At 57.8% G+C, this 12,498-nt stretch carries 8 protein-coding genes and 1 pseudogene; 5 read left to right on the top strand and 4 right to left on the bottom strand.

The features are described from left to right. Window positions 1–8: 8 nt before the first annotated feature. The 3 genes and pseudogenes from asnB (at window position 9) to AT984_RS13595 (ending at window position 4,260) form a co-directional block, all read left to right on the top strand. Window positions 9–1,898 (top strand): annotated as a pseudogene (gene asnB / locus AT984_RS23590) (asparagine synthase (glutamine-hydrolyzing)). Between the two features lie 159 nt (window positions 1,899–2,057). After that, on the top strand, window positions 2,058–2,903 hold the full coding sequence (locus AT984_RS22540) for a glycosyltransferase (protein ID WP_197418091.1): 846 nt from the start codon (window positions 2,058–2,060) through the stop codon (window positions 2,901–2,903). 229 nt (window positions 2,904–3,132) lie between these two features. Continuing rightward, entirely contained in the window at window positions 3,133–4,260 is a 1,128-nt protein-coding gene (locus tag AT984_RS13595) for a glycosyltransferase family 4 protein (RefSeq protein WP_156422032.1), read from the top strand. 50 nt (window positions 4,261–4,310) lie between these two features. Here the strand turns inward: AT984_RS13595 and AT984_RS13590 are convergent, their stop codons facing one another. The 3 genes from AT984_RS13590 to wecB form a co-directional block, all read right to left on the bottom strand. Further along, window positions 4,311–6,947, bottom strand: a complete 2,637-nt coding sequence (locus tag AT984_RS13590) for a heparinase II/III domain-containing protein (protein WP_082680017.1) — start codon at window positions 6,945–6,947, stop codon at window positions 4,311–4,313. Between the two features lie 71 nt (window positions 6,948–7,018). Continuing rightward, complete coding sequence (locus AT984_RS13580; RefSeq protein ID WP_058720547.1) at window positions 7,019–7,756, bottom strand: WecB/TagA/CpsF family glycosyltransferase; 738 nt, start codon at window positions 7,754–7,756, stop codon at window positions 7,019–7,021. A gap of 203 nt (window positions 7,757–7,959) precedes the next feature. Beyond that, window positions 7,960–9,066 (bottom strand): non-hydrolyzing UDP-N-acetylglucosamine 2-epimerase, encoded by a 1,107-nt coding sequence (gene wecB / locus AT984_RS13575; RefSeq protein WP_058720546.1) that lies wholly within the window; start codon window positions 9,064–9,066, stop codon window positions 7,960–7,962. Window positions 9,067–9,440: 374 nt separating this feature from the next. Here wecB and AT984_RS13570 point away from each other — a divergent pair, with 374 nt between their 5' ends. Together AT984_RS13570 and AT984_RS13565 are read left to right on the top strand one after the other, a co-directional pair. Beyond that, on the top strand, window positions 9,441–10,448 hold the full coding sequence (locus AT984_RS13570) for an NAD-dependent epimerase (protein WP_058720545.1): 1,008 nt from the start codon (window positions 9,441–9,443) through the stop codon (window positions 10,446–10,448). Between the two features lie 81 nt (window positions 10,449–10,529). Next, complete coding sequence (locus AT984_RS13565) at window positions 10,530–11,867, top strand: UDP-glucose dehydrogenase family protein (RefSeq protein ID WP_058720544.1); 1,338 nt, start codon at window positions 10,530–10,532, stop codon at window positions 11,865–11,867. 74 nt (window positions 11,868–11,941) lie between these two features. On the opposite strand, the gene rfbC is transcribed toward AT984_RS13565, so the two are convergent. Beyond that, window positions 11,942–12,493, bottom strand: coding sequence for a dTDP-4-dehydrorhamnose 3,5-epimerase (rfbC, locus tag AT984_RS13560; RefSeq protein ID WP_058720543.1), 552 nt, complete (start codon window positions 12,491–12,493; stop codon window positions 11,942–11,944). Window positions 12,494–12,498: the final 5 nt, after the last annotated feature.

The following is a 12,498-nucleotide window of genomic DNA, read 5'->3' as shown; positions in this document are numbered from 1 at the left end:
GGAAATAAATGTATGGAATAAACGGAATATTGCAGCTGCGCCCCAAGGGCCAGCCGCAGTTGCAGGAACAAATTACAGCGATGAACCTGGCGATTGCCCATCGCGGGCCTGATGGCGAGGGCACTTTTGTGCGTCCCGGCATCGCCTTGGGCCATAGGCGGCTGGCGATTCTGGACCTCAGTGAGGCCGGCGCTCAGCCCATGCACAGCGCGGACGGCAACTTCACGCTGGTGTTCAATGGTGAGATTTACAACTACCTTGAATTGGCGCAAGAGCTGCAAGCCAAGGGCTATGTGTTCAATTCGCACAGCGACACCGAGGTGATTCTTCACGCCTACCGCGAGTGGGGCGAGCTCTGCGTGCAGCGCTTCAACGGCATGTGGGCGTTTGCGCTTTGGGATGCTGCTCAGCAAAAGCTGTTTGCCTCGCGCGACCGCTTGGGTGTCAAACCCTTTTTCTATCTCCAAAGCGAAGAGCAGTTCATCTTCAGCAGTGAGATTGCCGGCATTCGGGCGGTCAACCCTGTCAAGGAAGCGAACTTAGGCAAGTTGCATGATTACCTCGCCTACGGTTACCGCACCAATAATGGCGAGACTTTTTTCAAAGGGATATTGGAGCTCAAGCCCGGCTACGCGATGACGGCGCAAGGCGGGCAGTTCAGTTTCAAGCGCTTTTGGGATATCAATGAGGTCAAGCCCGAGCAAGGCCTGCCCGCACCGGGCGAGCGTGTGGCGGCCTATGCCGACTTGCTGCACGATGCCGTGCGCTTGCGCTTTCACAGCGATGTGCCGGTCGCCCTGCTGCAAAGCGGCGGTATCGATTCCTCGGTGATCTGCACCATCGTCAATGACTAGATTGACTCGCATCGTTTGGGGGTGGAAACCGTCACCGCCTTCACCGCCACACATCCGGGCCACGCTTTCTGTGAGAGCGAGCCGGTGCGTGAGTTGATGCAAACCTGCCCTCATATCGAATCGGTCGAACTCAGCCCCGATGGCGACACCCTAGCTGAGGACTTTGCTGACTATGTGCGGGCCATGCAAGAACCAATGGGCAGTGCGGCCTCTTACGCGCATTGGCATTTGATGAAAGAAGTGCGCAGGCAGGGCATTAAGGTGGTGATAAATGGGCAGGGTGCCGATGAAGCGTTGGCCGGGTACGGCTACTACATTCGCGGCTACCGCCTGCTTGACTTGCTGCAAACCAACCCACTTGCCTCTTTAGCCGAGGCTCGCGCGATCCGACGACAAATGCCCTGGGGCTATGCGAGCCTAGCGGCGCAAACCTTTAAGTCCCTATTCGGGCGCCGGATGGTTTCGAGGATTCGCGCTCGGTTTATCGAGTGCTCTTTCAGTGTCCTGAAGGCTGACTACAAGAAAGCCCATCGAGACTATTTGGCTGACCTTCCCATGGTCTGGGACGGCAAGAATCTGGACCGGCATTTGTGCGGACAGTTGCAGGATTACGGGTTGAATCAGATTCTGAAGTACGAAGACCTGTCGGCGATGAGCCAGGGCATTGAAATTCGCTCGCCATTTGTGGACTATCGGTTGATGGAATTCGCATTCGCATTGCCCGATGCGGCTAAGTTCTCGGGCGGAATTACCAAGAAGATCCTCCGCGAAGGTTTCAACCATCGCGTGCCCCACTCCATCATTAACGCCAAAAACAAACTCGGGTTTTCGATTCCATTTGCGGAATGGATGCAAAGGCCCGCTTTACGGACTATGGTTCGCCATCTCGTTGACTCGCCGACCTTCAAGGCACGCAAGATATGGGATGCCGATAGGCTGGCGGCTATCCTGACCGACAATAATGCCGGCTTGAACGGTTTTCCTGTCTGGAGATTTTTGATGGCAGCTAAGTGGTTGGATGAATACCAAATTAGCAATGTTTGACGAGACCCTTAATCACTGACTTCGGGTGTCATCAGGGGAGTCAAGCAGTCTAATAATGTTGTGCTGCTGTTTGGCTTGATTTAATGTGGATTCCGAAGTTGTTTTTTAGTTGTTTCATTTTTAATTTATAAATGCTGTGTGAAAGCTTTGGGAATGTCTATGAATCACAAAACGCCTCAGTTATTTCAGCATTTTGTTTTGACTAGATTTAACGTAAAGCTGGCACTTGGTTCGGGAAACAAGAATGTGGATCCCGATTGGTTGCGGGCTCGGTTTAAGATGTTTGAGGAGGACTGCCTTGCTTCGATTACTGGGCAAAGTCGGAAGCCGGACCATTGGCTTGTCTTCTTTGATGCGAAAACGCCCGCTGAATTTGTCGAGAGAATTGAAAGTTTTAGAAAAATTTGCCCGCAGTTTACGCCCATTTTCTGCGATGTATTTTCTGTTGAATTGGCGACGCAGCATATGCGTGCCCGTTTGATGCCCAACGTAAATTGGGTTTTAAGCACCCGCATTGATAGTGACGACGCGATTAATTTGAGGTTATTTGAAGAGATTTGCCGCGTCGTCGAGGTTGGTCGGCGTGAGTTTATAAATCCCACGCAAGGTTTAGTTGTGAGTGGCGGAAAATTCTTCCGCAAGCGAGACTATGCGAATCCATTTATTTCGTTGAGTGAAGGAGCGGATAGTTTGGAATCGGTTTGGCTGGGGCAGCATCACTTATTGAAGCGATTCGGATCTGTAAGGCAGTTGGGTTTAAAGGATGCTTGGTTTCAAATGATTCATGGTGGAAATGTCGCGAATCAAGTGCGGGGGGTTCGAGTCAGGTCTAGTTCAATTGACAAGGCTGTATTGCCAGCTTCCTTGGTAGGTCGTATTCGAAAAGATGCATTCTTTGGGTTGCTAGTGGATAACTCGGTATTTTTAGTCGATAGATACGTGCGGAGTGCTTTCAGGTTTTTTAGGACGAAATTTAGAAATATGAAAATTTCCGGGAGGCTTTGATATTTATTTTATTTGAGTTCAATTTTGGCAATTGTTCGGCGATGATTTAGGGTGGATGCTAAATTTGTTGAGCCTATGTGGGAAAGTTAGCCCGAAAATTTTTGCTCATGGGTACACGATTGTTTTTTTGCGGTCCGGAGGTTAGTCTGCGGATTTGATTGATTGCCTGTTTTTTTGTTTGAAGCGGTTTGCTTATTAGGGAATAATTGTCGTGGTAAAAGTTTGCATAGTGCAATACCGTCTTTTACATTACCGCACCGAATTGTTTGAGCGCCTGCGGGCGGCGTGTTCGGCGGCTGGTGTGGAGCTGATGCTGGTTCATGGACAAGCTACTCCTATCGAAGCGATCCGTAAGGACACAGGGCATCTACCCTGGGCGAAAGTGGTTAAAAACCTCTGCTTTCGGGTTGCGGGCCGAGATATTCTTTGGCAGCCCTTGCCTAAAGCGGTGAATGCTTGCGAACTGGTAGTCTTTATGCAAGAAAGTCGCTTGCTGTCCAACTACCCTTGGTTGTTCGGCCTAGGCCCCCAAAAAACGCGGGTTGCGTTCTGGGGTCATGGCCGCAATTTCCAGAGCGATGCGCCCAACGGCTGGCGCGAGCGCTGGAAGCGCCGCAATCTGACGGCTGTTGACTGGTGGTTTGCTTACACTCAGATGTCTGCTGACATCGTGGCCGAGGCGGGCTACCCAAACGACCGCATCACGGTGCTAAACAACGCGATTGACAACAGCACGTTTTCAGCCGACCTTGGGTCAGTCACAGACGCAGAAGTGGCTGCTTTGCGCGCCTCTATTGACGCTGAGCCAGAGGCTCCCGTGGGTTTGTATTGTGGCTCGTTGTACCCCGACAAGCGTTTGGAGTTGTTGCTGCAAGCTTGTGAGCGCCTGGTCGAGCGCTTGCCCGCATTCAAACTTGTGATCGTTGGAGATGGCCCCAGCCGAGCAGTATTGGAAGCAGGTGGGCCGAAGCCTTGGCTGCATTGGCTTGGGGTCAAACGTGGGCGCGATAAGGCGGCTTGGTTTCGGGCCGCGCAGCTCTACCTCAGCCCTGGGGCGGTGGGATTGCATGTCTTAGATAGCTTTGTGGCCGGTACACCTATGGTGACCACGGCCGATGCCTTGCACGGACCGGAAATCGCCTATTTGCGAAATGGCCACAATGGCTTGATCACAGCCGGTGATGCTGGCAGTTATGCGGAGGCCGTACTCTCACTGCTTCAGGATCCGAATAGGTTCGCTCAAATCCAACGCAATGCGCTCATAAGCGCTCAGCAATTCACGCTGGATCAAATGGTCCAACGGTTCTGTGATGGCATTGTTGCTTGCCTCAAACAGCCGCGTTTGAAGCGAAGTTGAAGAGCTCGGCCTCGCTATTTTTGCTGGCACCACCCAAGCCGGCTCGAAATCTAATTGAGCTTTCTGATTTCAGTCTCGAATCTCGCCGTGGTGCCGTCCACGTCGTAGTACAAAGCGTTGCGCTCCGAGGGCAGAGGCGTGTTCGGCGCCTTGGACAAGTAGATCCGCTGGTTGGCCGGGCCTGTGACGCTCAGTTGGTAACGGTTAGCGCCACAGCTCAAGGTGGCTTGCCAGTTAGGCTGGCCATTGCTCATCTTGGTTTTGCTCCAATAGCCCATGGCATTGACCTTGGGCAGGGGGGCTACGCTCGCTGTGGCGGCAGTGCCGTTGCCGAGCACGATGTCGCAAGTGGTGTTGAACACAACCCCGAGACGCTTGTTCAGACCGCTTTTGACTTGGATGTCTGTTTGCTCAACAAAGCCGGCGCTGGTGACCCGGTAGCCTCGCGTGACACTGACATCGCTCTGGTACTTGGCCTGCTCAACCACAAGCCTGCTCTCGGCGGCTGAAAAGAGTTTCACCACGCCCTTGGCCCAAATGTCTTGCCCCACGCCGTTGATCAGGGGCACGTTGTTGGCCGCGCCACGTTGGAAGTAGTTTTTGTGCTGGGGCAAACCGTAGTCCACGGTGCCGGGGTCGTAGGCCAAGGGTGTCTTGCCTTCGTGCAGCTCAAAGGTCGTTAACTCTTCTTGCACGTGGTTGCCGTTGGACTGCCCGTAGTGCACATAGGCTTGCCAATTGCCTGCTCGCAAGACGGCTTGGTTCAATGTAGGAAAGTTGCGAGTCATTGCGGGCGGGATGACGGGTTCTGTGGCTGGCACGGTCGCCGGTACGTCCAGCAAGGATTCCCAGGTGCGCCATTTGTTGGCCTTGTCGAGGCCCCAGTAGGTGGGCGCAAAGCGGAACAGCCACCAGTGCGCCGGCTGGGCAATGAGTGCCTGCGCGGCGCGGCTGTCATTGGGGTTGGGCAGGGTGTTGTTGTCGAATCGGTAATCAAAGGCGGCGAGCAGCAGTCGCAGGGCCTGCTCGCGCTCCGTGGCGAAGCGGGCGCCGTAGCCTTCGACGCCTGCTTGGGTCAGTAGCTTCGACAGACCATCCAGTACGTAGTTGTTGTAGGCGAAGGTGCCTTCAATCCAGAAATTGTCAGCGGTTAAGGCGTAGGCCAAGACGGCTTTGAGGCCTTGGCTGCCGTTGTGCGCATAGTCCAGCAAGGCGGTGTCTTTGTAGCGCATGGCGATGGCGGCAATGGCTGCGTTGTGCCAGAGCGCGATATTGCTCATGGGGGCGCTGGTGGACTTGAGGTTGGTGGCCATGGGCATGAAGAGCTTGTCACGCCAAGTCTGGTATCGCGTGCCTGAGGCATAGGTCTCTAGCAAGCGCACGGTATCGATCATGGCGAAGCTGACCACGGCTTCATCGAGCCCTTGCATATACATGCTGCTGCGGCCTTCGCTGGTGCGGATGGGCCAAGTACCGTAGTTGCTCGCATAGAGGTCAAGTTGCTGAGCGGCCCACAATGCGTACTTGGTTTCGCCTGTCAGCTTGTAGATGCGAGCGGCGGTTTGCATCTGAACGATGTTGTAGTCCCGCCCTAAAGCGACCCAAGCGGCCTTGACGGTCTTTTCGGCTTCGGTGTTGCCGTTAGGCGGCTCTGGACTTTGAGGTGTCCATTGGAGTGCTTGGCCGGTTTTGGGATCGATATAGGCTTGACTCCACCCGCCGACGAGGTCTGCGCGCTCAAAGTTTCTGGCGATCCAGGCGTCAACGCGGGCTTTCTCAGCCTTCACCCAGTTCGCCACGTCAGGCATTTTGCTGTGGCGATCTCTAAGGCCAACCCAATCCTCGCGGGCATCTCGAAAGCCGAAAAAAATACCCAAGGCTGGCGCTTGGTAAGCGACTGCATTGGAGGCTGTAGTTGTGAGGCCGTTTCCGTTTGAAATAGTCGCCGTAGCTTGAGTTTCCAGTTGATTCCAGATGCTAACTGTGGGTGATGCCGCTGCCTGAGTATTGCTGGTGTTTCCCCCTGTCGCTTGCGGCGTAGTTACAGGTGCCGAAACAAGTGCCAGTTGGCTAAGTTGGGTGTTGGTGGGTGCGGTTGCTAGGGTCTGTGAGTTCTTTAGGTTCGTAACGGCTGTCGTTGGCGCAACTCCAACTGATGGCAATGGTGCGACCGCCACCTGTGCGGAATTTGTGGGGCCGGCCTGCAAAGACGGGCTCAAGCTAGTCAGCTTAGAAAGCACAGCTGTGGTCACCGCATCCGCCTTCTGGGTCGAGCCGGCCGCGGCAAGTTTGCTGTTTGGCCCGACTGCACCACTGGCAGGTTGAAGCGGCACTTGGGCAAGCAAGGGCTCGGCTTTGGATGCGTCCAAGAGGTCGGCATCTGGCGCAGAACCTGCGATGTCCGCTGCCGAGGCTGATGTGGCGGCTGCAGTTGCCATACTCGGCAACTCCGCTGACAACGCCTTTTCAGTGTCGGAACTGGCGTTGCCGCCACCGCAGGCGCTGAGTACGGAACAGAGAGTAGCGATCAAACCGGAGGACAGCATGGCGTACGGTGGCTTACAGGCGGTTGCGGGATAGTGCATTTTTGGCTGACCTGCTGCAGTGATGAAAAAACGAGGCGCCGGGAAAAGTTCTGGCGGTGTCTCGGCAGTTTCGGCACGGAGGCTCCACAGTTGAGCGGCCATTTGCTACATGCTCAGATCCGTTGGGCGCAGCCCAAACAGCCTGCGCACAAAGTCGCTGTTTTGAAGCTGCGTCAGGATTTGTTGCCCGTGCTCAGCAACTGCCTCGCCGCACCGGCGATGAAAGCGGTATTGGTAATCAGGTAGCGCCGCCACAGCCGGCGAGGTTCGGTTACCAAGCGATAGAACCATTCCAGCCCACGCTTTTGCATCCACAACGGCGCACGACGCAGGGTGCCGGCGTGATAGTCGAATGCAGCGCCAACGCCAATCATCACGGCATTGATGTGGCCATGCTGCTTGGCCATCCATAGCTCTTGCTTGGGGCAGCCCAGGCTGACCCAGACGGTGCCGGCGCCGGAGTTGTTGATGAGTTGAATGATGTCGGCATCTTCTTGCACGCTGAGCGGGCGGAAGGGGGGGGAGTAGGCGCCAGCGATCTTCAGCGTTGGCCAATCTCGTTCTAGACGCTTTTGCAGCAGGCTCAGTGTCTCGCTGCTGGCCCCATACAAAAAAATGGATTCGTCGCGCTGGCTGGCCACTGCGCAGTAGCGCAGCATCAGGTCGGGCCCATTGATGCGTTGCTGGCCGGTGTAGCCCAGCTTGCGCATCATCCAGGCAACGGGCGCCCCGTCTGGCGTGTTCATCTCGGCACCGGCTAGCGCGGCTGCGAAAGCGGGGTCCTGTGCTGCGGTAACCACCGAGTGCGCATTGCAGATGCCAACGTAGGCGCTTTGACGGCGCTTTGCGAGCTGCCAAATGCGCTCAAGTGCTTCATCCCAGCTGACAGCGTCGATGAATGCGCCGAGCACTCGAACTTGGGTTCTTGGTGAATTTGTGTGCACGGGCGATTGGAAGGCGATAGCTGCGGTGGCGAGCGGCATTCTAGGTTGCCAGTGTGTCGGCTTGGTTGTGGCTTTGGGCTCGCACCACGGCCGTGATCAGTGGGCGAGTGGCTTGCAAGAACTCTGTGTGGATGCTTGCGTCCAGTGAAGTTCGGCCCCTTCAGCGTGGCTTAAACCAGCTTCTCCGCCAAGATGGCGACGATGCGCTCGGCCGACTTGCCGTCCCACAGCGCCGGGCGCAGGCCGCGTTTGCCGCCGTTGCGGATGGCGTCAAGCGCCAAGGGGATGATGATGGCGGGGTCGGTGCCGGCCAGCACATTGCTGCCTTCGTCGACGGTGATGGGGCGTTCGGTGTTCTCACGCATGGTGATGCAGGGCACGCCCAGGGCGGTGCTTTCTTCTTGCAGGCCGCCGCTGTCGGTGAGGATGAGCACGGCGTCTTTCCACAGGTGCAGGAAGGACATATAGGCCTGCGGGCCCATCAGCTCAACATTGCTGCCTAAGTTGATGCCGAACTTTTCGATATTGGCGCGGGTGCGTGGGTGCACCGGGAAGACCAGCGGCAGTTCGGCCGACACGGTGCGCAGCACTGTGGCAATGCGCTCCAGCGCCTCGGCGCTGTCCACATTGCTGGGGCGGTGCAGGGTGACCACACCGTAGCGGGCATGGCGGCGTTTGTAGGCATCGCTTTCCAGGCCGCTGGTGTCGGCTGTGGCCTTGAGCTTGTCGGCCTGGAACAGCACGTTGTCGGCCATCACATGGCCCACGTCCCAGACCACGGCGGGGTCTTTGCCTTCACGGGCCAGATGCTGGCTGGCGCTGGGCTCGGTGACGAAGAACCAGTCGGTGATGGCGTCGGTGACGAGGCGGTTGATTTCCTCGGGCATGGTCATGTCGCCGCTGCGCAGGCCGGCTTCCACATGGGCCACCGGCACATTGGCCTTCTTGGCCACGATGGCGCAAGCCAGGGTGGAGTTGACATCCCCCACCACCAGGCAGGCAGCGGGCTTCTCACTGGCGCACAAGGCCTCGTAGGCCTGCATGATCTTGCCGGTTTGTTCGGCATGGCTGCCGCCGCCGCAACCCAGGCGCACATCGGGCGCGGGGATGCCCAGCTCCTCGAAGAACACATCGTTCATATCGCGGTCGTAGTGTTGGCCGGTGTGGATGATCTTGAAGGCCAGTCGCCCATCTGCCTGCAGGGCTCGCACGATGGGCGCGATCTTCATGAAATTCGGGCGGGCACCGGCGATCAGGTGAATGCAGGGTTGGGTCATCAGTTGAGTACTCTGCAATGGTGCGGAAGAGAACGGCCTGCTTGGGCTAGCAAACGGCGGGTGCTTTGCAAGCGATTGATTCTATGGGGGCCGGTGAAGATGTCATGGTGCTCAGCATGCAGGGCAGGGTCTCATTCGTGGGGCTGAGCCGGCCGTGAGTTTTGCTGCGCTGGTTGCCGCAGAGCCGTCATATGCCAGCGCTAAGCTTGCGCTAGAGCCAAACCACATATTCCGGGGGGTGAAGATTGCCCGGAGGGCTGCCGAGAGCAGGAGAGACTCGGCGAGAATGCGCCAGCCGCAAGTCTTGCGGTAGGGCGGCGATGCCAGATCAGGGTCAGATGCGGCGCCGATCAGCATCGAATCAGGGAGATTGCGTGAAAGTACTTGTCACCGGCGCGGCCGGCTTCATTGGTATGCATGTCAGCCAGCTCTTGCTGGCGCGCGGTGACCAGGTGGTGGGCCTGGACAATCTGAACGATTACTACGACCCCCAGCTCAAGCTGGACCGTCTGGCGCGCTTGACGCCGCTGCCGGGTTTCAGCTTTGTGAAGCTGGATGTGGCCGACCGGCCCGGCATGGAAGCCCTGTTTGCGCGCGAGAAGTTCGACCGCGTTGTGCATCTGGCCGCGCAGGCCGGGGTGCGTTACTCCATCGAGAATCCGCACGCTTATATCGACAGCAATATCGTCGGCTTCACCAACATCCTGGAAGGCTGCCGCCACAACGGCGTTGCCCACCTGGCCTATGCGTCGAGCTCCAGCGTTTACGGTGGCAACACCTTGATGCCTTTCTCTGAGCATCACAGCGTGGACCACCCGGTGAGCTTGTACGCCGCGACCAAAAAGGCCAATGAGCTGATGGCGCACACCTACAGCCATCTGTTCCGCCTGCCCACCACGGGCCTGCGCTTTTTCACGGTGTATGGCCCCTGGGGCCGGCCAGACATGGCCTTGTTCTTGTTTACCAAGGCCATCATCGAAGGCAAGCCCATCAATGTGTTCAACCACGGCAAGATGGTGCGCGACTTCACCTATGTGGACGACATCGCCGAAGGCGTGGTGCGTGTGCTGGACCGGGTGGCCACGCCTGAGCCGGGCTATGACGCCAACAAGAGCGACCCGGCGCATTCCAACGCGCCTTACCGCATCTTCAATATCGGCAACCATGCGCCGATTCAGCTGATGGACTTCATCCAGGCCATCGAGCAAGCGGTGGGCAAAGAGGCCGCCAAGAACTATCTGCCACTGCAAGACGGCGACGTGCCAGCCACACACGCAGATGTGGAAGAGTTGGCTGCCTGGACCAGCTTCCGCCCGGCCATGCCTGTGCCCGAGGGCGTGGCTAAGTTTGTGGCTTGGTACCGGGACTACTACAAGCTGTGATGCCATTGGGCGCGCACATTGCAGGACGCGCCCGCTTCAAAAATTCCCGCGCCTTTCGCGCCAGATTCGAGGATTAGCTGAATGAAAGTTACCGCCATCGGTACGGGTTATGTCGGTTTGGTCACGGGCGCTTGTCTGGCCGAGATGGGCAACCATGTGGTCTGCCTGGATGTGAATGAGGAAAAGATCCGGGTGCTCAATGCGGGCGAGATTCCCATCCATGAACCTGGCTTGCTGGAAGTGGTGCGCCGCAATGTCGCGGCGGGGCGCTTGCAGTTCACCACCGATGTGGACTTGGCGGTCAATCACGGCACCATCATGTTCATCGGCGTGGGTACGCCGCCGGATGAAGATGGCTCGGCGGATTTGCAATATGTGTTGGCAGCGGCGCGCTCCATCGGCCAGCGCATGACGGACTACAAGGTCATCGTCGACAAGAGCACGGTGCCGGTGGGTACGGCCGACAAGGTGCGTGAAGTCATTGCCGAAGAATTGACCAAGCGCGGCTTGAGCGATATGGCCTATGCCGTGGTGTCCAACCCCGAGTTCCTTAAAGAAGGTGCGGCGGTGGAGGACTTCATGAAGCCCGACCGCATCATCGTGGGTTCAGAAGACGAGCAAGCGACCCTGCTGATGCGCGCGCTGTATGCGCCCTTTACCCGCAACCACGACCGCCTGGTTGTGATGGATCTGCGCAGCGCCGAGTTCACCAAATACGCTGCCAACGCCATGCTGGCCACCCGCATCAGCTTCATGAATGAGATGGCTTTGCTGGCCGAGAAGGTGGGCGCCGACATCGAACTGGTGCGGCGCGGTATCGGCTCCGACCCGCGCATCGGCTATAGCTTTTTGTATGCCGGCGCAGGCTACGGCGGCTCGTGCTTCCCCAAAGATGTGAAGGCACTGATTCGTGCGGCTCAGGGCGAGGGCATCCCGTTGCGCGTGCTCAGTGCGGTGGAAGAGGCCAATGAGCGGCAGAAGATGCTGCTAGTGGACAAGGTCGTGGCCCGCTTCGGTGATGACCTAGCTGGCCGGCATTTCGCCGTCTGGGGCCTGGCCTTCAAGCCCAATACTGACGATATGCGCGAGGCACCGGCGCTGGTCATCGTGCAAGAGTTGCTGCGCCGCGGCGCTACCGTGGCCGCCTACGACCCGGTCGCCATGCCCGAGGCCAAGCGCTTGTTGGCAGATGCTGCAGGGCTGCAGTTCTGTGAGCGCGCCGAGCAAGCCCTGGAAGGGGCTGACGCCTTGCTGCTTGTCACCGAGTGGAAGGAGTTCAAGAGCCCTGACTTTGATGCCATCAAATTCAGCTTGAAGCAGCCGGTGGTGTTTGATGGCCGCAACCAATACGAGCCTGCCTTGATGAAGGCGCTGGGCATCGAGCATTGGGGCATTGGGCGCGGTCAGACTCAGCATTGATGCTGAACAGTGACATCGCGGGACAAAAGAAAAGGGCCGTGAGGCCCTTTTTCAATTCTGCTGCGCCAAGCGATTCAATCGAAGTGCTTCGCCTCAGCGAGCAGCGGCGCCTTGGCATCCTTCTCCGCCAGCACAGGCGCCACACTCGTCTCCGGCCACTGAATGCCAATCGTCGGGTCATCCCAGCGCACACAGCCTTCGGCCTGTGGGGCGTAGAAGTCGGTGGTCTTGTAGAGGAAGTCAGCCGTCTCGCTCAGCACCAAGAAGCCGTGCGCGAAGCCCGGCGGCACCCAGAGTTGTCGGTGGTTGTCGGCGCTCAGTTCTACGCCGACCCAGCGGCCGAAGTTGGCGCTGCTGCGGCGCATGTCCACGGCCACATCAAACACCGCGCCGCTGACCACCCGCACCAGCTTGCCCTGGGTGTGGGGAGGCAGTTGGAAGTGCAGGCCGCGCAGCACACCGCGGGCCGAGCGCGAGTGGTTGTCTTGCACGAAGCGGACTTCGTGGCCGACCGCTTTGTTGAACGCTTGCTCGTTCCAGCTTTCAGTGAAGAAGCCGCGGGCATCGCCGAACACGCGCGGTTCGATGATCAGGACTTCGGGCAAGGCCGTGGGGGTGACATTCATGGTGA

Origin of the sequence: Paucibacter sp. KCTC 42545, assembly GCF_001477625.1 — a bacterium.
GTDB lineage: Bacteria > Pseudomonadota > Gammaproteobacteria > Burkholderiales > Burkholderiaceae_C > Paucibacter_A.
This window is presented reverse-complemented; position numbering and strand designations above follow the sequence as displayed.

Coding starts and splice junctions, on each gene's coding strand:
- AT984_RS22540 (WP_197418091.1), top strand. CDS start 2,058: ATGAATCACAAAACGCCTCAGTTATTTCAGCATTTTGTTTTGACTAGA.
- AT984_RS13590 (WP_082680017.1), bottom strand. CDS start 6,947: ATGGCCGCTCAACTGTGGAGCCTCCGTGCCGAAACTGCCGAGACACCG.
- wecB (WP_058720546.1), bottom strand. CDS start 9,066: ATGACCCAACCCTGCATTCACCTGATCGCCGGTGCCCGCCCGAATTTC.
- AT984_RS13565 (WP_058720544.1), top strand. CDS start 10,530: ATGAAAGTTACCGCCATCGGTACGGGTTATGTCGGTTTGGTCACGGGC.
- rfbC (WP_058720543.1), bottom strand. CDS start 12,493: ATGAATGTCACCCCCACGGCCTTGCCCGAAGTCCTGATCATCGAACCG.